Origin of the sequence: Auritidibacter sp. NML100628 (assembly GCF_003185985.1) — a bacterium.
Lineage (GTDB): Bacteria > Actinomycetota > Actinomycetes > Actinomycetales > Micrococcaceae > Auritidibacter > Auritidibacter ignavus.
The window spans coordinates 261,192-284,256 of sequence record NZ_QHLP01000001.1; the positions used below are offsets into that span (position 1 = coordinate 261,192).

Sequence of the window (23,065 nt, forward strand, 5' to 3'; positions counted from 1 at the left end):
ACGAATCCTTTAATGGCCTTATCTGCACCTGAACGCCACGCTAGGAATGTGGCCACACCACTGCTGATCTTGCTGATCATTGGTGTGGCCGCACCCCTAGTCATGGTGCTCATCCGCGCGCTAACCGGCTATGGTGATCAACCATCCGCGTTACCGGAGCTCACCAATCCCCACCACCTCCGCACCCTCGGCAACACCATCGTGCTAGGTGTCATGGTAGTCGCCATTGCGACCGCCATGGCCGCGCCACTAGCGTTCCTGATGTCCTGGACTCGGATGCGCTCTCACCGGTGGATCGACGTCGTGGTCATGTTGCCCTTTATGACCCCGCCTTATGTCTCCGCCATGGCGTGGATTGACCTTACCCGCTACAACGGACTCGGCGATCAGTTCTTCGGCGCGACTGGAGGTGATCTTCTTCGGTTTATAATCATGAGCCCCTTCGGGATGGCTTTGATCATGGCCAGCGAGGTCTTCACTTTCCTATATCTGATCCTGCGCAACTATCTTGATTCTGTCCCGGCCAGCTCCGATGAGGCCGCTGCAGTCGCTGGCGCGTCCGCCGGACAACGGTTCCGCCTTATCCTCTTGCCCCTGTGCACCCCCACCTACTCGCTTGGGGCACTGATCGTATTCATCCGGGCCGTCGGTGAATTCGGTACCCCGGTGACTCTAGGAAACCAAATCGGTTTCCCTGTGCTGGTATCTGAGATCTACCGCTCTGTGACGATTAATCCGCTCGATTTTCCCACCGCTGCAGCACTGTCCAGCGTGTTGCTGGCCTTGGGGTGTACCGTCTGGGTCATCCAACAGTGGGTCTCTCGGAAAGAACACCCGTTTGGGGGAAGAGCTCAACGCCGAACCACTGTGACGCTCAACCGCAGAACAGCAACAGCTGGTTGGTTCTGGTTTGGTCTCGTCGCTGTCGTGTCGGTGGTGATCCCCTACGTCGGGATCTTTCTGGGTGCCATGACGCTCTTGCGGTCACAACCGATCACCCTGGATAACCTCACCTTCGACTACTTCGGCTTGGTGCTGCAGTCCGCCGGTGGCCAACAGGCTTTGACGAACAGCACCCTACTAGCCCTGATTGCCACGACTCTGGCTACCATGGTCGGGATAGCGACCACGCTAGCTTCGACTCGTTTAAAACACCATCCCCTCGGACGTAGCATCGACTTGCTGGCAGTCGGGCCTGATACCGTGCCGACCATCGTGCTTGCCATCGGTCTTATCTTCTTATGGAACGCCCCGTGGCTACCGGCCACCCCATACAACTCACCCGCAATGCTCGTGCTGGGTTACACGCTGGTGCTTCTGCCGATGATAGTCCAAAACATTAAAACCTCCCGAAGCACGATCGACGAACGTTACCTGGAAGCTGCAATAACCTCCGGGGCGACCGGAGTACAAACGTTTTTCCGGATTACTTTGCCGTTACTGATGCCCGGCATTATTGCCGGGTGGTTGTTAGGGTTACTACTGGCCTTCCGCGAAGTCGTCATTTCATCGCTACTGCGCCCAGCCTCCTACGAATTGCTGTCCCCGTGGATAATGAGTCAATTTGATCAAGGCTTCCGGGCCGAAGCCATGGCTATGACGGTCATCGGCGTCTTGGGGTCCGCCGGTGTTCTCGTTCTGGTGGACACCATGCGTCGCCGGTACTTCGAGAAACGAGACTGACAAACCAATAAAAACTACTCACAGGTAGCGACTAATCACTGACAAATATGACCACACTCGCACTGATCTCAGACTTGCACATCGGGGCACCGGTCAAGGGGGTGGATCTCCCTGCCGAGCAAGCCCAGGCCGATGCTTATCAGGCCATCACCAACATGAAGGTCGCGGTGCTAAATTCTGGGGCGGATGCGGTGTTATGTGCCGGCGATATCTTTGACCGTCACAACCCCAGTCCAAAGGCTCTGCAAACCGCTGAGGATCTCTTCGCTTCATTCGCCGACGCCCATCTACCGGCAGCACTCATCGGAGGCAATCACGATGCCGAATCCCCGCTACCGGCCCGGTTGCGACTTCCAGGCTCGGCCCAATGGATCGGGCAGGGCGAGCTCGGACGGTCGGGGCCAGGGACCCTAGTCTGGGAACAGTTCGGGATAGCGATCCACGGCCAATCAGTCCGCCGGCGGAATGAGACTCAAGATCTCGCCAGCGGATATCCGCGCCCTGTAAAAGGGATGTGGAATTTGGGGCTCCTCCATACCTCATTGACCGGGTACTGGAGTCACCGGGACTGCGCGCCCACAACGTTGGAGACGTTGGAGGCGTCGTGTTACGACTGCTGGGTGTTGGGGCACGTACACCGCCCCATGGTCGTGGAAACCCACCCCTTAATTGCTTACCCGGGGAGCGTACATCTTCACCGGACAGGAGAACCAGGCGGCGAGGGCTTCGCTCTACTCCACCTCACCAACCAGGATGTCCCTCAGGTGGAGTTCTACCATGTGTGGACATCCGATACCTGAGGTGAAGTGAGTCGCGTCCCGGTTCACTCGCTGTCCGCCTTGCCGTGCCCCCGACACGCTCACACAGCGTCAGCGACCATGGCGAAGTCAGCGGACTGTGCACATCTCACCATTGGCTGACTATCGGTTGTCCATAAAATTGCAAGTTTGACCTGATCTGGATAAGCTCGTGGTGCGCCGATCAAGGCCAAACGCACTGTGTGACAGGGGACGATCATAGACAACGAGGCAGCAATGAGCAGGACAAGCCGTGGTGCTGTTCTAGCTGTCAGTGGCCCCCATCACCCCACGACACATTCCCCTTGCCTGTCCCTTCGGCCCCGCATAACCGGAAAAACCCCGCGCCCTGCTGACCAGCTCATCTGGATCGAGCCGGTCAGCGTCTCTGCGTGTGCCCGCTGTCTTGTTCCTAGCCTTTCTGATCGGCCACCCGCTGTCGGCGGGCCGACCAGCAACGTTATTCCTCCCCAGCACGGTACTGCCAGACGATGCCAGGGAATCTCTGGGCCTCGACGGCTCTTCCCCATGCTGGACTCTCCCTAGCGTGGGGAGCAACGATGAGTCAACGCCAACGCACGCATCACTGCACAGCTAACGAGACGAGAAGAAGAGGGACATCACATGTATGACGCAGTCATTATTGGAGCCGGTTTCGGGGGACTCGGACAGGCAGCGACGTTGAAGCATCACGGGATCGACAATTTCGTCATTCTGGAACGGGCCGATGACGTCGGGGGCGTATGGAGGGATAACACCTACCCGGGAGTCGCCTGCGATACCCAATCTGTTATTTACTGCTTCAGCTACGACCTCCACCTCGAAGCGTCTTCGATGTATGCTCCCGGGCACGAGCTACACGCCTATCTCAAGAATTTCACGAGGAAGTTTGGCATCCTGCCACACCTGCGTACGCACGCTGACGTCACTCAGGCGCGCTGGGATTCCGCAACGCGCACCTGGACCGTCTCGCTGAGAAACGGCGAGTCTCTACAGACTCGAGCAGTGATCTCGGCATGTGGCCAACTGGGGACCCCGTATACGCCAAACTTTCCTGGCCTCGATACCTTCGAGGGCGAGCAGTTTCATGCCTCGCGTTGGCGCCACGACATCGATCTCGCGGGAAAACGGGTCGCTTCAATTGGTGCCGCGGCCACGGCTATCCAGTACGTGCCAGAGATTGCACCCGAGGTTGCCCACCTTGATGTCTTCCAGCGCTCGGCCAATTACATTCTTCCGCGAGAAGAACAGCTCTTTGACACCCAAACACGTGAAGCAATGCACACGGATCCGGAGGTCTTTCGCGACGTCCGGGAGTTTATCTATAACGATCGCGAAACCGGTTTCTACCGGGCCCTGGAGGGAACCGCTGCTTCCGAAGAAGGCAAACGGCAGGCGCTGGGATTCCTCGAACGCGAAATCACCGACCCTGAGCTACTCGAGAAGTTGACTCCGGATTTCCCCTACGGGTGTAAGCGCACGCTCCGTAGCGACGCGTTCTACCCGACGCCACGTCGATATAACGTGGACCTGGTGACCGAAGAGATTCGAGAGGTGACCCCGCAAGGAATCATCACTGCGGACGGAGAGCTGCACGAGCTCGATGTCATCATCTTTGCCACCGGTTTCCAGCGTCAGAAGTTCATCGATGATATTGACATCATCGGAACTGATGGCGTCGATCTCGCTCAGCGGTGGGGCATCAGCCCGGAAGCTTATTATGGCATCACAGTTGATGGCTACCCGAACCTCTTCCTCGTCTACGGACCGAACACAAATCTGAACCACAACTCGGTGGTGTCGATGCTGGAAATTCAGCACGACTACATCGCTGATTTCATTAAACGGATCTCCTCCGGTTCGATGCATGCTGTCGAGGTTGATGCCGATGCGCTAGCTCGCGTGAACGAAAAGATCCAGAAAGAGCTCGAGGCTTCGTCCTATTCCGCTGATTGTTCCTCCTGGTTCAAGAACTCCGAAGGGCGCGTCACGAACAATTGGAGTAGCACCGTCGAAGACTACCGGGTTGCCCTCAAGACTCCGCACTTCCAGGACTACACGGTGGTATAGCTATGGGTCACCACGACCGCTACAAAGCACGCTAGGTTTCATCCGAGGCTCGCAAGGTGCTGGGCCCGTTCCGGGAAGGCCGAGCTCAACCCTTTCACTTGCTCGCTATTCCTGAACTTCGTGAGACCTACGAAAAAAACTGTGCGGCCGTCGGTTTTGACCAAGTTCCCGTTGCATCGGTCGACGAATTCCAGGTCAACGGCATCACGGCCCGATACTACGAACCCCGCACCGATGCCTCGGCAGCGAGTCCGGTAGCGCTCTTCGCCCACGGCGGGGGCTGGGTCATGGGTAGCCTCGACACCCACGACGGCTTGCGCCGGCAACTGGCGGTCCGGACCGGTTACCCTGTCATCGCGGTGGATTACCGTCGGGCACCAGAGCACAAATTCCCGGCCGCGTTCAACGATGTGGTGACCGTCTGTGAGTGGGTCCGAGAGGCTGGAGCACTACCTTTTGACCCCGTGGCATCTTCACCGAAGGCCTCCCCCTGGTCGATGACACAATGGACTGGTTTGTCTCCCACTACATCAGCGACCCCGACATCACATCTCATCCACGGCTGAGCCCCCTGCACGCAGAGATTGGGCCCCACTGTTGCCCGGCAGTTATCGTTTCGACTGACTTGGATCCTCTCGTCGCCGATGGCGTCACCTACGCTCACTCTCTGGTCCAGGCTGGGGTCGATGTGCAATTCCGCACCTACACGGGGTCCCCCCACGGGATCTTCACCTCCGGGAGCAAATATCCCGTGGCTGATGAAGTGCTGGACGACGCTTGCCTGTTTATCCAGCGGGTGACGCACCCGCTGGAGTGCCAGGAACCGAACCCCGACCACGCATGACATCACGTGACCTATCGAATTGACCCCACAGGCTTCAATGCCTAAGCTAAAGATCATTGAGACAACGTGAATCACGAGTTTCCATCGTTGACAGCCCTGGCTGATGGAACGGCAACCCTCTTCGCGAGTAGTGGGGTGCTCCAGGTGACGATTCGGTCCTGTGGATACCCCACAGTGGCAAGTACCGCGTCCGAGTTTAGCTCATCTTCGGGGAATTCGGGGCGCACACAAAACACAGAGAGTTTGTGATGACCGCGACCAGCTTTGACGTATTTTCGGAGTTACGTGCCGACCTCACTCAGGACATCTCACCTCACAATTTGCGTCACGCCCTGGAACAGTACCCCACCGGCGTCGTGGCGTTAGCCGGATACGCTCAAGGGGTTAAAGAAGGTTTGGTGGCCACCTCCTTCACCGTCGGTGTCTCCGTGGAACCGCCTCTGGTGTCTTTTGCCATTCAGAACCACTCCCGCACCTGGCCCCGGATGCGGGAAGCCGATCACATCGGTGTCTCCATCATGGGGTCACGCCAATCTCACATCTGCGCCCAGCTGGCTTCACGCAGTAAGGACCGGTTTGCCGGATTGGACTTGCGCTATTCCGAACGCGGTTCTATTTTTCTTCAGGGAGCCGCCCAGTGGTTGGACACCTCCGTCTACGCCGAATTGCCAGCTGGCGACCACCACATTGTCCTTCTCGAAGTCCACGGTCTGGCCTCCAGCACCGAGCAAACCTCACCGTTGGTGCGACACCGCCGAGCTTTCCGAGATCTGAAGACTGCCGAAGGCAATGAGTAACTCCACTGCCACTGGTCATCCCTCAGCGGTGCGCATCGACGTCTGGCTCTGGTCGGTGCGGATGTATAAAACTCGTTCGGCAGCCACCGCAGCATGCAAAGGCGGGCACGTGAAAATTGACGGTGAATCCGTCAAACCCTCCCAAAAAGTCCACGTCGGCGATACCGTGAGCTTCCGTCAACCCGGTCGCGAACGCATTCTCGAAGTCACCGGTTTGCTCTCCCGACGCGTTGGGGCCCCGGTGGCCGTCCAACACTATGTTGACCACTCTCCAGAACCCATACCGCGACACTTACTTGCCGTACCCTATCGCGAACGCGGAACCGGGCGACCGACCAAGAAAGAACGTCGCCAACTAGATAAGTTACGTGGCTATAGCTCCCGATAATCACACCAATACTGGCTCACATTCTGGCTAGAATAGTCCCTGAATTGACGTCGTGCAGATCCGTGACGTCTGGAGACAACGCTGTGGCACGCAGCAGGGAGTGAGTACTCGGCCATGCCTCAAGGCACTGTTCGTTGGTTCAACGCCGAAAAGGGCTTTGGTTTTATTACGTCCGACCAAAACGATGACGTGTTCGTACACTATACATTTATTGACCATGAAGGATTCAAGAAACTTCTTGAAGGTCAACGCGTAGAATTTGATCTTGAGCCCTCCGACCGAGGGCTTCAAGCACGACAAGTCCGCGCACTATCCGGAATGCCATAAGAACTTAGCCAGCAGACCTACCGGGTCACACCGATTTGAGAGCCCCAAGGAGTGAGAATGCGCACGGTGAAATCGTCGTGGCGTCTCGTTGCGCTCACGCCACTCTGCCTCGCCTCCCTCGTTGCTCCCCTCACGCTCACGACGCTTCCAGCCACCTCTGCGCCCGCCGAGACACCCGGTGCCACACAGCAACCCAGCACCCCCAGTGGCGAGCCCCATCTGCAGCCCGGGACACGCTCGCCGACCACCGAGCTGGTCGATGACTCTGCCTCACCGACAGAGCAGTCCTCACCCAATGAGCCGTCCTCTCCCACGAGCGAGCAGAGCAGTCGCGAACCCACCGAATCATCCTCAGCTGATCCCGACGACAAGATCACGTGTCAGTCGACCTCGACCACTAAGGCCCCGGTCACGATTACCTTCACCGGACTGGCTAAGGGAGACGAGATCAGCCAAGCTCCACCCACTATCACCGGGACGGTACGGATCACTGAACCCCGTGTGGTCTACTGGCCCAAACGCGGTGACCTCCGCCAGGAAGAGCTCAATCTGCAGGTCACCCGCGACGACGAGGTTATCACCACGTGTTCGGTCACCGTGGGCCCCTTCGATCCGTCCGACAGTCAGTCGCCAAGTGCTACGTCGCCTCCCTCCCCCAGCCAGGACCCTTCCCCCACTTCCAGTCCCGGACCAGGAACCAGGCCGAGTGATTCTGGAGGACAGCAACCTGATGCTCCTAACACCCCGAGACCGGGCCAACCCGACCAACCGGAACAACCACCACAACCTGGAGAACCGCACCAACCAGGTCAACCCCAGCAACCCGGCGGGCCCGCTCAGCCCGGCGCCGAGCAACCAGACGGCTCGGGTGGGGCCCGCGACACGGGTGGCGGTGAGCCCGACATCAAGCAGACTCCGAGCCCCGAGGACGTCCCGGAGGGGAGGGGTTATGTCGCCTCCGGACCCACCGGAGTCATCCACGATGCCTTTGGCCTCGGATCGGATCAGGGCGCAGCCTTACGACGCCCGCCACAGGGCGCCTATGTCGAGCCCTCTGAGCAACGTTCGACAGCGCCGGCGATGTCCTGGGACGAGATTGAGAACTCCGTCGAAGAACGTGAACAAAAGCAATTGAACGAACAGGCTGAGCAGAGCGAAGAAACAGTCCCGCTGACCCGTCAGAACTCACAGACCTGGGTCTGGATCGTACTGACCCTGGGGCTACTGGTCGTGGCCTCAACGGTGGTCTACTTCGTGATAGCCTCCCGCCACCGCGACCACGGTCCCGGCAATGAAACCCAGGCTACGTAACAGCCTGCAGCGCACTCGTTAGTTATTGCGGTCGCGTTCATCGGGATCTGGTCCCCATCGCCTCAATCCCAGTCGTTCGGTAGCGGAGACCAGCAAGAGCGCACTGGCGCACCAGATCCCACCGGCCGGACCCCAGGGAGTCGCCACCAGCCCGGCCACCAGCGGGATGAGGACTTGTCCAACACGGTTACCCACCAGCCGCAGGGCCAGGGCCGGCGAGCGCCAGTTGAGTGGTACCGCCTGGGAGATCTGGGTCATGGTCAACGGTTGGCCCAAGCCCAAAAAGACCCCGCCGATACTGATCAGCACGCCCGCGGCTATAATGCCTACCACAGAATCGTTCAGCACCACCGGCACTAAGGCTACGGCGATCCCGGAGATCCCCACCGCGGCAATCAGCACCGTATTGCGGTAGACGTGACGGGTGACGATGGGCAGGAACACTCGGGAGATCACCGAGGCCAGCCCGCGAGCCGACAACAACGCCCCGATAACCAGCGGCGAGACGCCAAGGCTTTCGCCGACCAGTGGCATAAACGCCACGAGAATGTCGATCATCGCCAGCATGGCCAGGGCGGCGAACATGTTCGAGGCGATGCCTGGGACCCGAAGAATCCGTAGCGCCGTGGGTTTGGTGCCTGAGATCGGCAGGCTCCCAGTTTGGGTGCGCTGGTCGCCCCCGTTGCGGGGTCTGGCTACGGAGTCCTGGTCGGACGAGGAACCACGTAGGCCAAACAGTAGGGGCACGGCCCCGAAGCATAGCAGGGAACCGACCCACAGAGCGGTGGTGATCTCGGAGGCTTCAGCCCGAGATCCCAGGATGAGCCCCGACAGGAACGGCCCGAGCATTTGCCCGGCCGAGAAGGCGGCGGTAAACAGTCCGAACCCTAAATCCATGACGGTGGCCGAGGATCGGCGCGAGACCACTGATTGGCCGGCGAGGGTGAACATCAGGTGGCCCACCCCCAGCAATACTGAGCCGGCGAAGACCCCGATCAACTCGGTGGCTGATCCCAGCGCGGCCCCGCCGGCGCCCAGCAGCACCGTGCCACAGATCATGATCCAACGGATATCGCCGATAACGCTGGTGGCTCGGCCCAGTGGCATGGCGAGCACGAGGGGCAAGATGGCGTAGACGGCGGTGGTGGCCCCGATCTCGGTTTCACCGTATCCGAAAGAGAGCAGCTGATAGCTGGTCACCGGACGCAACAGTTGCACCCCGGTCTGGGTGAGCACCGCCGCAACGACCAACACCCACAACCAACCGGGAGCGGAGCGTGGCCGGTCAGCGGGGCGGGGGACGGAACGGGGCATGGTGTTTAGTCTAGGACGAAGACTCACAAGGCTCACCCTGTCCGGTGGTGGTGGGGTGAGCGATCATTTGGGTGGGCCTACCAGGACCGTGACGATCAGCGGTATCCACCAGCCGAGTGCGGCGGTTGCTACCACCAGAGCTCGTTCGGAGCCGAGGAAGATCAGCCTCATCTGGGCACAGCCGGACCAGCGGTCAGCCAGCTGTCCGAGCTTCCAGCGCCCAGAGCGTAGAGATCCCGTCGTTGCAAAGTGGTGTGAGTTCAAACGCAACCGGGAGGATCGCCCCGTGGTCTTTTAGTCCTTCGATGTGCCGGGGACCGCGGTCGCTGCGGCAGCCTTCGTTTCCGTCGGTTGCGTGGGCGTGGGGCGCTCGGCGGGCGGGGTGGTGGGCCGGGGAGACGGGGCCGAGGACGAACGACTCGGGGTGCTCTGTGGTCGGCTCGGCGATTGCGAGCGCGAGGGGGCCTGCGTCCGAGACGGTGCCTGTGAACGCGAGGATCCGCGCGAGGGTGCCGAAGACCGAGACGGCGCAGAAGAGCGAGACTCCCGGGGGGTCGAACTCGATGCGGCGCTCGGCGACGGTGAAGCGGATTCCGATGGGGAGGCGGACTCGCTGGGTTCCTCCGACGGGGAGGCGGACTCAGTGGGTTCGTCCACCTCGTAGAGTCGGCGCAGTTCTTCTTCGGTCATCGCCCGCGGCTGGTTTGGCACGGCCGGCAGGTAGTCGGCCGGATCGACCCAGCGACCGTTGACGATAACTTCGAAGTGCACGTGGGGGCCGGTCGAGTTTCCAGTGGACCCGGCGGCTGCGATCAGTTCACCGCGGGAGACCCGATCGCCGACGCGCACGGCCAGCTGGGAGTTGTGCGAGTAGGCGGTGGCCACACCGTGACCGTGGTCGATTTCCACGCGCATCCCGCCGGTGGGGTGCCAGCCGGCGAAGCGCACCGTACCGTCCGCCGAGGCCCGTACCGGGGTGCCAGACGGCACCGGGTAGTCCTGGCCGATGTGGAATTGGAAGCCGGGGCCGGTGGGGTTCTTCCGCATGCCGAACGGTGAGGAGATGCGGGTGGAGGCCACCGGATGAGAGAGTTTGATATCGCCGGGTAAGGATTTGATGCCACCGGCTCCGGCCTGCTGGATATTGATGCCGGCAGCGCTGAGGGTGGCTTCATCGTAGGCCGGTCCGCCCAGTGGAGATAGCCCCAGTCGCATGGAGGCCAGAGTGGCCCCCATCTCGACCGAAACGTGGGTGGAGGCCAGTGGCAGAGCCGTATCGATCGTTGAGACGGTGCGTTGAGCATCGCCGTCGGCTTTGGCCGAGGTGGCCGGGGGATCGGCGATTACGCTGTAGCTGATCGCCACCGCTGAGGCGAGGGTTGCGGCCACCACCGCTACCGGCCGCGTCCAACGGTTCGTCGCTGCTACCCGTTGTTGACGACGGGCTTCTGCCCGTGTTGTTGGCGCATTTTCCACGACGGCGACCTCGCTGTTGCAATATTCAAAGGTGTGAGTAACCGGTGATGCCTAGCTCAACATACGAGGGTTAGCGTATGAATAACGTGAGGTGTCTTGCCGGTAACGTTGCTCCGTTGCGGTGCGGGTCGCGTCAGTTCTCCCGCACTTCACGACTGCTCAGAGACGATTTTTCGTGCACAAATGGCATCATTTCCAGCCGGGATGCACTCACGACAGGACGGTGCACCAGCGTCACCGGGGCTTCGGCACCGCGGGCGTGCAGGATTGCGCTGGCAAGCTGGTTTCCGTGGGCTTGGGCCTCGGGGGTGGAGTGATCGGTAATCAGGCGAATCCGGGGTTCGGCAGTGATCTGGGGAATCAAACGTCCGCTGGCGGTGGCCCGTTCGGGTGCGGGCTGTTTTTGGAGGCTACGCCGGAAGCTACTGGCGTCTTCGCACCGGTAGGTCACGGTGGAATCCAGGTCCAACAGCTGGCGCAACTGCTCGGGTAGGTCGTGGGGCACTGAGACGGTCATGGTGGCACCGATCGCTAACCCTGCAGCGACCACGCGGAGCAGGTGTTGCAGCGGTCCGGTTTCCCAGCGGATGGTCACCGGTGTGGGTTCGGCCCAGGCTTCGACGATGATCCTGCGCTGTCGTGGGAGCCCGGCCGGGGAGGCTACCTGGTGGGTGCCCAGCAGTGTTTTTAGCTCGCGGGCATCCGAGCGGGCTGCTTCACTGACCCAGTCGCTAGCCACACCATCGGCTTCGGCCGCGGCCAAGAGGCGTTGCACCGCGGTGGGTAGACCTGCCAGTGCGCTGACCAAAGCGGAGGGTTGAGATTGTGGGGTGGTGCGGGCAGCGTCGTGCCACGTCATGAACTGGTTGAGCCAGGAGCGGGCGCCCAGGGCCCCCAACATCCCGGAGGCGGAGTGCTTCACCCCAGTCAGCCCGAGGATTCCAGGGCGGATGCGGTTGATGGGCGCGTTGTAGAAGTGGATGGGAGCATGAATCTTCTCCCGAAAAACCCGTTGAGAGTGCTCATCGGCGGTGTGGATGCCAGCACTGAGACCGTAGGGAGTCATGTTGATGATCTCGATAGCGTCTTCCACAGTGTCGGCCTCCATAATTGACAGTACCGGACCACGGTATTCGCTGATGTGGGCATCCGAGCCCACCCGCACTCCGGCTCGCAGTCCCGGCGAGTAGAGCCGACCGGTGCTGTCCTGCTCGGCTGGGGCCAGCCACCAGGATTCTCCGGGCCCTAATTCGCGCAATCCGCGGTTGAGGGGTGTGGCCGGTGGTTCCACGAGTCGCCCGAGGTGAACCCGCGGATCGGTAGGGTATCCGATTTCGAGGGATTCGGTGGCATCGACCAGCTGGTTTTTGAATCGTGCGGAGCCGGTCATGGAACCAACCAGCACCACGAGCGAACACGACGCTGGAGTCTGTCCGGCGGTGGTGAAGGCCGAGGTGACCACATCGGCCACCGCCTGGTCAATATCGGCGGTGGGGGTAATGATCATGGCGTTTTTCGATGAGAACCCGGAGATCAAGGGCATATCGGGTTTCATGATCCGCAATCGGTGGGCTGCGGTATCGGGCCCGAAGTGCACGACCGTGGCCCACCGCGGGTCGGTACAGAGCACTCGACCCAAAAAGTCCTCGTCGCCGGCCCGGACCACCGCGAAATCGATGAGACGTTCGGCCAGGGTGCGCTGTAGGATGTCCACGCTCACCGCGGTGGTGCGAGCCGTGAGCGGGTCGGGCGAGATGACACAGCCTCCGCCGGTGAGATAGATTGCCGTCACCACGCCGAAGACTTCGACCAGCGGATGGGATCGGCCACTGAGAACCAAGGTCGGGGTGGCCGCAACAGGGCGGGCACCGCGTAGCGCGGGTAACTGTTGGGCAACCGTCTGGTTCCACCGGACCGCATCGATGGCGTCACCGTATTCTTCCACCGCGTCGGTCAGGGTTCGTCCGGTTTCCGAACATAGCACCTCCAGCAATTGATCGCGCTGGGTATCCATGGTCGCGATGAGCTCATCAACAACAGCCACTCGCTCCGAGAGATGGGAGAGGACATCCGGTTCGGGGTGCTGATCTTGCTGATCTGGTCGCTGTGCTGCAACAGCCCGATCCACGACGGCACGCACATCATCTGGCGTATTCAGCGTGTGTGCCGTTACTGATGGTGTCCCGAGCTGAGAGTCGGGCAGGCAGGCAAGGATCTGTCGTCCGGCGCGTAACTGCTGCAGAGAATCCTGATGGGGGTACACCAGCCGGGTCTGGAACCCGAAATGGGGCCCGTTCAAGGGCTGTTGGTCCAGGCCCGCAGCCACGTCACCGTGCAGGAGGCGGTGGTACAGGGCCCGGATAATCAGCCGGGTATCGGTCTGCCACACCAGCAGACCATAGCGCCGTACCCGGTGGTGTTCGGCCTGTAAGTGCTCGACCAGTTCAGCGGGTACACCTCGCATCAGCTCGGTAGTCACCGATCCACCGGGGTGCAGGCGTGCTTCGAGGTCGTAGAGTTCGGCCAGCCGGTGCAGTTGCTGGGTATCCCAGGGGTTGACCACCCGGATCCGCAGATCTGCCCGCTCCATGATCTCAGGGGTCATGACGTGCTGAATCCAAGCTGACCAGAGGGCATATGACTGCTGGGCGCCGCTCAGCGCGCGGTGGTCGGCGGTGTTGAGCCGGATGACTGCCCGGTGGCCGGTGGCGGTATAGACCCGCTGGAGGACCGTGGCGAAGCGCTGGTGTAGCTCGGTCAGCTGTGTCGAGCTGGTGGTATCAAAGGGCGTGGGCAGATCGAGGCCGAGCACTAGTCCGCGCAGCTCTTGGCGTTCGCACAGGTTCAGCACCAGGTGCTCGAGCACCGTGAGCTGAAAGTCGTGCTGGATCTTGAGGAAGACCGCCCGCGGTTCCCAGGTGTCGTCGGGGTGCTCTGAGGCCTCGGCCCGGTTCGTGCTGGCCAGTAACTCCAGCAGTGGTCCCAGCACCGTTTCCAGGTCGCGGATGGTTTCTTTGAACGCCCAGTGCGGGGCCGGAGCTAAGACCTCGGCCAACGGGACGGTAACCGAGCCCCACGCCGGTCGGTCCAGCAGCACCCGCAGACGTTCCACGCGTTTGGCAGCCTGCGACCGGCCGAGCACGCTAGCTTCCATAATCTGCAGGTCGGCACCGGGGGTCGGCTCGGTCTGCGGGGTATCAATGACAGCATCCAGTCCTTCGGCCATCACGTTGATGATCTGGTTGCGAGCATAGCCGGGTGCGCGCCGGGCAAAGCGGGCGGCTGTTTTCAGTGCCGCCTCGACGTTTTCGGGCCACCCCTGGCGTGGGCGAGACCTCAGTTCGGTGATGGCGTCGACGGTTTCACCCGGGTCATCGGGGCGGATCACACGATGGAGGAGTTCGCTAAAAACCTCGCGGTCGGTATCGGTGGCTAAGGTTTGCAGAATCGTCGGCAGGGGCTGTTGGGTGGTTTGCGCCAGGGACTGAGCCCAGGCCTGGACCGACTCGTCCGTGATGGGATCCTGTGATGGGCTCACCTGTGCACCGTCCCTTTCTCACCGTGTGTCTTGTTTCATTCTCAACAACTCCTCGGCAAACCTCAAGATCGCTCGGTACGGCTCAGCCGACGAATTCGATGACCGCGACACCGCTGAGCATCACCACTAAGGTCAACAGTTGTGCGGGCACGAAAGGCTTCTTGGCCGCGTGGAAGAGACCGAAGGAGTCGATGATCAGTGAGCCGATCAACATGCCGGTTTGCAAGAGAATCATCGTAGCCCCAGCACCGAGTAGCGGCACCAGCACCGCGGTGGTGTAGATATAGATGGCCCCGATCAGACCTCCGATCCAGATCCACCAGGGGTTGCCCTTGCCGGTGGGGTCGGTGAGTTGCAGTCGCGGGCGCAAAATGATCAGCAAGATCAACAACCCGACGAATCCGACGGTGAAAGAAATCAGCGCAGATTTCACCGGCGACCCCAGCACCTCACCCAAGGTGCCGTTAACCGCGGCCTGAAAAGCGTAGAGCAACCCGATGCCCAGACCGGCCAACAATAGCAACACCTGTCTGGTGCTCTGACCGGCCATCGGATCGTCATCGGCCATCCGTTGCAGGTTGCGTTGCAACCTCAGACTAGCCCGGTTGCCCAGATATACCGTGGCGATGGCGCCAACCAGTACCAGAACCATTCCCACCACGCGCAGCGGGGTCAGCCGGTGGTGGGGTGCGTTAAAGAGTTGAAAGTGATCAACGAGCGCGGCGGTGAGAATCTGACCCACCAACAGCGAAACCGTGGTGAGCATCGCCCCGAGGTGCGGGATCAACAACACGATAGACGTCATGCCCACCATGCCGAAGGCACCGCCCAGCCAGATCCACCACGGATGTTGAGTTGCTACCCCGACGAGATCGAATCCGATACCGCCATCGGCAATCAATGCCAGGATCGCGAGCCCGGCTGTCCCGACGCCAAAGGAGATCGTCGACATCACCCATGGCGATTGGACCGCAACGCGCAACCTGGCGTTGATGGCGGCCTGTGCTGGCATAATGCATCCCACGAGCAGGCCCAGCAGTATTGTCATTATTCCTCTCTTCTATTGTGACTTCTCTGGTGTTTTCTGTTGTGTGTGGTGTGCCTTATCTCTGGTGCGCGCTGTGAGGTCGAATGATCAGCAACGATTGAGCGTTGCACACTCACCAGGTGTACACGCAGTGAAAGTAGCCCGAGATGACTTAGATTAGCTAGTCTAGAACGGCCGGGTGTCGTGAGATTAGCCCCGAGGTCACGAGACGTGAAACAGCCCCGGCACGGGTGTGAATAAAACCCCGTATGATGGTGGACATCGGGCCATTTTTCGACGGCGACAAGGTGGGTGATGATGCAGTCCGCGCAGCGTACAAGCGCGTGGGAACTTGTTCCTGAATCAGATCCGGTTGAACGCGTCTGGATGGCTTTCCCACCCTTGAACTCCCTGAATGCCACCACCAGCTGGCAATTGTCGTCATCCCGTCGGCTCTGGTCCCGGGTCGCTGAGACAATTCACCGCACCGTTCCGGTGGCGATGTTGGTGGATCCCGCCGACGGGGAGACCGTTGATACGTATCTGCTGCGTGAGATTCCTCGCCTGCACGTGCCACTAAATAACGCACTTTTGGGTCGAACCGGCCCCAGTTTTGTGGTCTCCGATCCCCCCACTCCGCGCCGGTCCGGACGTCCCGGACGCAAACGGGTCACCATGATTGACTGGACCTTCAACGGCTTCGGTCGCGCCCCCGGGGTGGAATACCGGCTCGATGATATTGCTCCGGGCACTATGGCCGAAAAACTTGGACGCAGCGGGAAGAACTTCCCCCGTCAGCTGTCGCTAATGGTCGCCGAAGGTGGCTCCTGGGTTAGTGATGGCGCAGGTACCGCCATCGCCTCCGAACAACTGCTCACCGACCAGCGACGTAACCCCGGTTGGAATCACGACACCGTAGAACGCGAATTGCACCGGCTGGCCGGGATCAACAAAGTCATGTGGATCCCGCAGGGCCTCACCCGCGGTTCTGGCCGGGGGCGTACCGGCGGACATATTGACCACCTGGTGAACTTCATTGAGCCCGGCACCGTGGTGTTGCATCAGCAAAACGACCCCTCCCATCCCGACCACCGCATCAGTGCAGAGACCGAGGCCCTGCTCTCCCAGCAAACTGATGCCTCCGGCCGTCGACTCTCGATCATCCCCATCTCGGCTCCACAGACCCATTCGGACGCCCTGGGGCCGGTGAACTGGTCCTACTTGGATTTCCGGGTGCTCAACGAGCTCTTGCTGGTTCCGCGTTTCATCGACCCTGCCGACCACGAAGCCTTCGAGATCCTCGGTGAGCTGTTCCCCGAGCGGGCGCTGACCCCGATCATGGCCCAAGAGCTCTTCGACCGACGGGCCAGCCTGCGTGCCATCACCCTCCCCCAGCCTCGGCCCGGCATCGCCCAGACCGTGCGCTAACCGTCGAGCCCCGTCCCCGGAATCCTGAGCAATACCGTGTCCTCAGCACCCTCAATGACGACCACCCAGAAACAACTTCTGGCGGTGGTGATGGTGCCAATGTTTATGTCTCTGCTGGCGGTCTCCAGCATCAACGTTGTCCTCCCCTCCCTGTCGACCACCCTGGATGCCACCACCTCCCAGATTCAGTGGGTACTCTCCGGCTACACGCTGGCCTTTGGTATCACCCTGGTCGCCGGCGGACGGGCCGGCGACATCTACGGACGGGGCAAACTCTTCGTCGCCGGAGTCTCCCTGTTCGGCGTTGGCTCTCTGCTCTCGGCCCTAGCACCGACCGGGCTGGTGCTGGACGCCGCCCGCGTGCTCACCGGAATCGGCTCCGGTCTGCTCAACCCCCAAACCATGGGCTTTATTCAGCAGTACTTCCGTGGCCAACAACGCGCCCGAGCTTTTGCGATCTCCGGCAGTCTGATCTCGGTCTCGGTGGCCATTGGCCCGGTTCTGGGAGGCACTCTGATCAGCCTGGCCGGGCCCGAATGGGGCTGGCGCTGGACCTTCCTCGTCAATGTCCCTATCGCCATCTTTGCCGTGATCTTTGCCCGCTGGTGGTTTCCCGCCTCGGCCTGGCAACGGCCCGGTAGCACCGCGGATGTCGCCCCACGTGCCCATCCCGACCTTGACCCGGTCGGGATGATCACCCTGGCAGTTGCGGTGTTGTTGATCATGTTGGCCTTCATCGAACTCACTGAAGGCTGGTGGGTGGTGCTGATCCTCGTCGCCGGTCTGCTGGCCTTCATCGGCTGGCTGGGTTGGGAACACCATTACCGCCGGGCCGGCCATGACCCGATGGTCAACCTCGACCTGTTTCGCATCCGTGGCTATCGCAACGGCGCGTTACTGATCGGACTGTACTTCACCGGCTCCACCTCGATCTTCGTCAGCGTGGCGATGTACCTGCAGGCCGGGATGGATTTCTCCGCGCTGGCTGCCTCACTGATCGGTCTGCCGTCGGCACTGATCGGCGCCTTCTCGGCACAGCTGGGTGGCAAACTCGTGTTGAACGTCGGCCGCAAACTGGTCGCGATCGGGATGGGGATTGTCATGGTCTCGATGGCACTCACTGCCGGTGTGGTCGCCGGTCACCTGGTCTGGGGCCTGAGCCCGTGGTGGATGATGCTGGCGCTGACCATCAGCGGGATGGGACAAGGCCTGGTGGTCTCCCCCAATCAAACCCTGACCCTGATGGATGTGCCGGTCCAGAATTCTGGGGCGGCGGCCGGGGTGATGCAGACCGGCCAACGCATTGGCACCGCGATGGGTACTGCGCTGATCACTACCATCTTGTTTGAGCTCTCCTCAGCAGCCAACTGGGACGTGGCTTTTATGACCGCCCTGGCAGTGATTGTCTTCTGCATGGCCGGCGCCAGTATGGTCGCCCTGCTCGATCATCGCCGGGCACTGCAGGAAAGAGCCCCGGCCGACGACAGCCCCTCACCCCGGTAGCACGCCGAGCTGACAGGCGGTCTCGCTCACATTTTTTGGAGTCTGTCCACCGCACGACGTAGCCTAAAAATGCTGAACCGCTGGGGCATGCGTGCATGCCGTGATTGTCCTCGGAGATCGCTGTGAGCTCGAAGAAGAAAGACCTGAAGAAAAAACTCAAGGCTGCCGAACGCGAGCTGAAACAACAGAAGAAAGCCACCAAAGAATCCCAGCGCGAGCTGAAAGACCAGCTCGCACACGCTGAGGAGACCTCACAGCAGTTGGCACAGCGTCCCCGTGCACAGGCCAAGGTCAAGATCCCACAACGCCACCACCAGATGCGCGCTGAATCTATCACCCCGATCTCGGCGACCCTCATCTCCGTGGTGCTGACCCCAGCAACCGACAACATCCGGCCGGTCAGTGAAGATCTCGTCGAAGAGTACGTGCGCGTTCTCATCCCACCCCATGACGTGGACGGAAGCGTCAAGACCCCCAGCACGGTGCGGGAAACCGACAAGGGCGTCTTGCCGTTCTGGGATGAGGCCAAGCCGGCCTCCCGCAAGTACAGTGTGCGACGGTTTTGGCCCGAGACCGGCGCGATCGAGCTATACGTCACCCGCCACCAACGTGGGCCGGGTACCGAATGGGCCGAGGACCTCCAGCCCGGCGACACCGTGTGGATTCAGGGTGTGAAGTCCGGGCTGAAGATCTCCAACGACTACGACTTCTACCTGATGATCACCGATGACTCCGGGCTGGGCTCCACCTTGCGCTGGATCGATGTGCTCCCGCCCAACGCCCAGGGCGCGCTGTTTGTGCTCACCAGTGGCCCGGATGCAGTGTTCAAACTGGATTTGCCGACCGGTTTCTCCATCACCTGGGCCTACCCGACACACCCGGACGACGCGCTAGAAGCACCCGAAAATAATGAGGCGCTCAACGAGCTGGTCGATAAAGTCACCTCGCTACCCCGCCCACAGGGCTACGTGTTCGGCTGGTTGGTCGGTGAATCCTCACTGGTGCGACCGTTGCGGGAGTTCATCCGCTCCGGCTGGGAGCTGTCCAAGGCCGACAGCTACGTGCACGGATACTGGAAGGCCAAGGGCGAACCGCCTTACCGGCTGGTCGCCGACTACTCCAGGCTGTCCAAGGCGGAGCTCTATGTCTACGCCCAACAGCGTGACCTGCCGCAACGCTCAGCACTGAATAAGGCACAGCTGATCGAGGCGTTGCGGGCAGATCAACGCGGTCAGGATCCGACTGAGGTTCAGCAGGCCGATCCGTCGGATGCAGCCGTGGACGACCACGCGGTCAGTGGCAACTAGCCAATAAACAGATCCGCCAGCTGGTAGATCGCCAATCCGGTGACCACCAGCAAGGTAACAAAGCCCAGGATGTTGGCGACCACACCATTACGGTGAGTGCCCAATGCGCGGGCCTTATTCATGGTGTAAAGCAAGAAACCGGCAATAATCGGCAAGATCAGCCCATTGGCAGCTTGGGCCACAACAATCACCGTCACCGGATTGACCCCGGTGACTGCAATGATGATGCCGATCACGACCACGCCTAGCGCGATCAGCCGAAAGGGCCAGGAGCTCATGTCGGCTTTCCAGCCGACAATCCCGCAAATCGCGTAGGCAGCACCCAGTGGCCCGGCCAGCGCGGAGGTCAAACCGGCAGCGAAGAGCCCAACGACAAATACCCAGTGGGCAGCCGGCCCGAGGAGGGGCTCAAGCTGGGTGGCCATATCGGCAGCTGATTGGGCGCTGACACCGTGCACGAACAGCGTTCCGGCCGAGGTGGCCAGCACGGCCAAGGTGATCAAACCACCAATCGAGATCGACACGGCGTTATCAACTTTGGCTTCTTTCAGCGACTGCTCACGGTCGGGTTCATGACCCCACTTTTCCTGGACCAGTGAGGAGTGGAGGAAGACGTTATAAGGCACCACAGTGGTACCGATCAAGGCAATAGCGGTCAGCGCGGATCCGGCCGGCAAGCTGGGTGCGAAAACGCCCGACAGGAAGGCCCCAAAGTCTGGGCGCACCACGATCACGGTGAGGAAAAAGACCAGTGCCATGATGATCACCAGCACGGTCATCACCCGCTCAACTACCTTGTAGCTACCGGTCAGCAACAACAGGAGCAAGATGCCACCGACAATGGCCGCCAAGACCGGCATCGGGAGCGGAATCAGCTGGTCGATGGCCAGAGCAGTACCGGTGGTGTCCCCTCCGGCGTAGCTCGCCCCACCCACACCGATCGCCGCCACGACCAACACGATCATGAAGGTCTTGCTCAGCGGATGGGTAAAGGTCTCGCGCATGATTTCGGCAAGACCTTTATTGGTCATCACGCCCAAGCGGGCCGACATTTCCTGCAAGATGATGGTCGCCAGGATGGAGAACACCACGGCCCAGGCTAAGGCGAACCCGAAATCTGCACCGGCGACGGTGGCAGTAGTGACAGTACCCGGGCCGATAAAGGAGGCACTGATCAACAGACCGGGACCAAACCAACTTCGGCGACGAGGTTTCTTTTCTGGCGACGGTGCGCTCTGCTCGTTGTGCATCAGGCCCTACCTTCCGCAGGTATAAATTATTGAGACCTGCGTAACTCTAGACAGTGATGCACCTCACGCACAAGTTGGCGAGCTCACACGGGGTTATCGGGTAGGAATACGGTCGTGATCGTCGGCGATCTCGGTATAGCCATGCGGAGCGGGCCGGCCGTCTTCTCCCAATGCCACGAACACCATCTGGTCGACCGACAGAATCAAGGTCCGGGTCTCGATACTCCGAACTTCGGCAGACAGGCTCATCGAGGTGCGCCCAAACCCGGTGACATTCAGCCCGAGCTCAATTAGGTCACCCTGCACGGCCGAGGAGATGAAGTTAATGTCGGAGATCAATTTGGTCACCACACGTTTATTGCCCATCTGCGAAATCGCGTAGATGGCGGCTTCTTCGTCGATCCAACGCACCAGGGCGCCACCGAAGAGGGTGCCGTGGGCATTGAGATCTTCTGGCTTAACCCATTTCCGGGTGTGGAAGTCGAATCCTGAGCCGGTGACAGCGGAATCGGGTGTGTTGGGATCGTGGGTCATATCCCCAGTCTAGAAGCCGACCCGGAGACCTAACGGGGTGGTACCCTGCGAGGTTTTTCACATCTTTTCCCAGTCAGCGACCTCACCGGGAACGACGCGAAACACCGGGTGAACTTCGGCAGATTCGGACTGCCAGCGCCGGTAGTCGGCGGACGAACGCGCGGCAAGTTTAGTGCCTAGATGGTTCCACTCGTAGTCCACCTGCCCGTCGGTGACAGTGATCGGAACTACCGAAGACCAATCGGAGACGGGACGCTGGATTAACCCTCGGTTGAAGCGATATCCGCGGTCGGTGGCCTGGTCATGTACTCCGGTGAGGTAGGCCCCGATCGCTACCAATGGGGACTGTTGTTCCCAAAAGCGCACCAACTGTGGATGGTTGCGGTAGCCGACTGTTCCGCCGGCAAGCACCTTCTGCGCCAGCAATGCTTCGCGCCAACACGCGACAAGACCCTTGGCATCGAGATGGTGCGGATGTAGTGACCACAACCTCACGGACCTCTCCTTCCTCCCATGATCGTCTTTCTCCTGCACCGACCCCACCCCCGACGACGCAGGTCTCAGGAACTACACCAGGACACCGCAGAAGTTGGGGTCCACGCGCTTTAACTCCGCGCCTGTTGCTCCGCTCCCCTCCAAACCCGACGGAGAACTACTGCTCTTCGGTAGCAGAGCCTTCCTCGGGCTCAAAGCTGTGCAGGACCTTTTCATCGGAGACGAAAATCGACAGGAACCTGACCGGTGCCTGCAGAATCTTCGTCGCCCCATGGATTCCTTCACCATCGAAGGTGATGCTGTCGCCGACCTGCATGTGGTAGGTGGTTTCTTGGTGCTGGTACTCCATCTCTCCTTCGAGTACATAGACGAACTCGGTTCCGGCGTGCTGGAACAGCGGAACAGTCTCCGAGTCCTCAGTCAGCGTGACCAGCAGTGGCTCGAGGTTGCTGTGGTGACCGGTTAATTTCCCCAGCAAATGGTAGAGATGGCCCAAGTGGGAGCCGCGTCGAATGGTTTCTTGTCCGCCTCCATTTTTGACAAAGACTGCCTGGGTTTCATAGTCAGCACCCCGAAACAAGCTGGTCACAGGAACTTCCAGCCCCTGAGCCAGCGCATCCACCGTAGCCAAGGAGGCCGAGGTCTGCGCGTTCTCGATTTTCGACAGCATTTGACGTGAGATACCAACCCGCCCAGCCAGTTCCGCCAATGTGAGACGACGGGCTTTACGCATTTGTCGCGTCGATTCGGCGATCGCCTGCTCCAGCGTCTTTGGTCCACGAGCATCGGGTCGGTTATCCGGACTCTGGGTCGGTTTTAACATCTCCGGGGACAGGTCGGATTCGAAACTCACTCAAGCCCTCTATCTTCATCCTGTGATGATTACAGTGGCCTTCACCACCATGGCATGGTTTTCATCTTAGCGGTTCGCAGCAAGACCAGGGGGGAACAGTTCTCGAGCGTAGTAGCCACAGCC

The 23,065-nt window shown here is 60.7% G+C and carries 20 protein-coding genes and 1 riboswitch; of the genes, 12 read left to right on the forward strand and 8 right to left on the reverse strand.

The genetic code is table 11. From position 1 onward, the window contains the following. Positions 1–12 precede the first annotated feature (12 nt). The 9 genes from DCC24_RS01270 to DCC24_RS01310 all read left to right on the forward strand — a co-directional run bounded on the left by DCC24_RS01270 (position 13) and on the right by DCC24_RS01310 (position 8,217). A complete protein-coding gene (locus DCC24_RS01270) occupies positions 13–1,683 on the forward strand; it encodes an iron ABC transporter permease (RefSeq protein WP_110098087.1) in 1,671 nt (556 codons plus the stop codon). A gap of 47 nt (positions 1,684–1,730) precedes the next feature. Beyond that, on the forward strand, positions 1,731–2,483 hold the full coding sequence (locus DCC24_RS01275) for a DNA repair exonuclease (RefSeq protein WP_110098088.1): 753 nt from the start codon (positions 1,731–1,733) through the stop codon (positions 2,481–2,483). Positions 2,484–3,104: 621 nt separating this feature from the next. Next, positions 3,105–4,550 carry an NAD(P)/FAD-dependent oxidoreductase gene (locus DCC24_RS01280; RefSeq protein ID WP_110098089.1) on the forward strand — a complete coding sequence of 482 codons (1,446 nt, stop codon included), beginning with the start codon at positions 3,105–3,107 and terminating at the stop codon, positions 4,548–4,550. A 98-nt stretch (positions 4,551–4,648) separates the two neighbouring features. Next, positions 4,649–5,116, forward strand: a complete 468-nt coding sequence (locus tag DCC24_RS12470) for an alpha/beta hydrolase (RefSeq protein ID WP_146206244.1) — start codon at positions 4,649–4,651, stop codon at positions 5,114–5,116. Beyond that, positions 5,056–5,394 (forward strand): alpha/beta hydrolase fold domain-containing protein, encoded by a 339-nt coding sequence (locus DCC24_RS01290; RefSeq protein WP_110098091.1) that lies wholly within the window; start codon positions 5,056–5,058, stop codon positions 5,392–5,394. The genes DCC24_RS12470 and DCC24_RS01290 overlap by 61 nt, the downstream gene beginning before the upstream one ends. Before the next feature lie 69 nt (positions 5,395–5,463). Beyond that, positions 5,464–5,584, forward strand: a riboswitch (SAM riboswitch). A gap of 58 nt (positions 5,585–5,642) precedes the next feature. Beyond that, entirely contained in the window at positions 5,643–6,191 is a 549-nt protein-coding gene (locus tag DCC24_RS01295; protein ID WP_110098092.1) for a flavin reductase family protein, read from the forward strand. Further along, positions 6,184–6,579 carry an RNA-binding S4 domain-containing protein gene (locus DCC24_RS01300; RefSeq protein ID WP_110098093.1) on the forward strand — a complete coding sequence of 132 codons (396 nt, stop codon included), beginning with the start codon at positions 6,184–6,186 and terminating at the stop codon, positions 6,577–6,579. Before DCC24_RS01295 ends, DCC24_RS01300 begins: the two co-directional genes overlap by 8 nt. 114 nt (positions 6,580–6,693) lie before the next feature. Next, positions 6,694–6,906 carry a cold-shock protein gene (locus tag DCC24_RS01305; protein WP_110098094.1) on the forward strand — a complete coding sequence of 71 codons (213 nt, stop codon included), beginning with the start codon at positions 6,694–6,696 and terminating at the stop codon, positions 6,904–6,906. Between the two features lie 57 nt (positions 6,907–6,963). Further along, a complete protein-coding gene (locus DCC24_RS01310; RefSeq protein WP_110098095.1) occupies positions 6,964–8,217 on the forward strand; it encodes a hypothetical protein in 1,254 nt (417 codons plus the stop codon). Positions 8,218–8,235: 18 nt separating this feature from the next. Here DCC24_RS01310 and DCC24_RS01315 read toward each other — a convergent pair whose 3' ends face one another. The 4 genes from DCC24_RS01315 to DCC24_RS01335 form a co-directional block, all read right to left on the reverse strand. After that, the gene (locus tag DCC24_RS01315) at positions 8,236–9,531 is read right to left on the reverse strand and encodes an MFS transporter (protein WP_110098096.1); all 1,296 of its coding nucleotides are present in this window, start codon (positions 9,529–9,531) and stop codon (positions 8,236–8,238) included. Between the two features lie 294 nt (positions 9,532–9,825). Continuing rightward, a complete protein-coding gene (locus DCC24_RS01325) occupies positions 9,826–11,007 on the reverse strand; it encodes a M23 family metallopeptidase (RefSeq protein WP_146206245.1) in 1,182 nt (393 codons plus the stop codon). 133 nt (positions 11,008–11,140) lie between these two features. Next, positions 11,141–14,545, reverse strand: coding sequence for an aldehyde dehydrogenase family protein (locus tag DCC24_RS01330; protein ID WP_110098099.1), 3,405 nt, complete (start codon positions 14,543–14,545; stop codon positions 11,141–11,143). A gap of 82 nt (positions 14,546–14,627) precedes the next feature. Then, the gene (locus DCC24_RS01335) at positions 14,628–15,593 is read right to left on the reverse strand and encodes a DMT family transporter (RefSeq protein WP_110098100.1); all 966 of its coding nucleotides are present in this window, start codon (positions 15,591–15,593) and stop codon (positions 14,628–14,630) included. A gap of 294 nt (positions 15,594–15,887) precedes the next feature. Between DCC24_RS01335 and DCC24_RS01340 the strand changes: the two genes are divergently transcribed. The 3 genes from DCC24_RS01340 to DCC24_RS01350 all read left to right on the forward strand — a co-directional run bounded on the left by DCC24_RS01340 (position 15,888) and on the right by DCC24_RS01350 (position 19,810). Continuing rightward, entirely contained in the window at positions 15,888–17,000 is a 1,113-nt protein-coding gene (locus DCC24_RS01340; protein ID WP_110098101.1) for an agmatine/peptidylarginine deiminase, read from the forward strand. A gap of 54 nt (positions 17,001–17,054) precedes the next feature. Continuing rightward, a complete protein-coding gene (locus DCC24_RS01345; protein ID WP_110098102.1) occupies positions 17,055–18,503 on the forward strand; it encodes an MFS transporter in 1,449 nt (482 codons plus the stop codon). A 122-nt stretch (positions 18,504–18,625) separates the two neighbouring features. Then, entirely contained in the window at positions 18,626–19,810 is a 1,185-nt protein-coding gene (locus tag DCC24_RS01350) for a siderophore-interacting protein (protein WP_110098103.1), read from the forward strand. Here the strand turns inward: DCC24_RS01350 and DCC24_RS01355 are convergent. The 4 genes from DCC24_RS01355 to DCC24_RS01370 all read right to left on the reverse strand — a co-directional run bounded on the left by DCC24_RS01355 (position 19,807) and on the right by DCC24_RS01370 (position 22,942). Beyond that, positions 19,807–21,060, reverse strand: coding sequence for an Nramp family divalent metal transporter (locus DCC24_RS01355; RefSeq protein ID WP_110098104.1), 1,254 nt, complete (start codon positions 21,058–21,060; stop codon positions 19,807–19,809). The genes DCC24_RS01350 and DCC24_RS01355 overlap by 4 nt on opposite strands. A 93-nt stretch (positions 21,061–21,153) precedes the next feature. Further along, a complete protein-coding gene (locus DCC24_RS01360) occupies positions 21,154–21,594 on the reverse strand; it encodes an acyl-CoA thioesterase (RefSeq protein WP_110098105.1) in 441 nt (146 codons plus the stop codon). Between the two features lie 57 nt (positions 21,595–21,651). After that, positions 21,652–22,089, reverse strand: coding sequence for a pyrimidine dimer DNA glycosylase/endonuclease V (locus tag DCC24_RS01365; protein WP_110098106.1), 438 nt, complete (start codon positions 22,087–22,089; stop codon positions 21,652–21,654). A 157-nt stretch (positions 22,090–22,246) separates the two neighbouring features. Beyond that, complete coding sequence (locus tag DCC24_RS01370; protein WP_233491934.1) at positions 22,247–22,942, reverse strand: XRE family transcriptional regulator; 696 nt, start codon at positions 22,940–22,942, stop codon at positions 22,247–22,249. Positions 22,943–23,065: the final 123 nt, after the last annotated feature.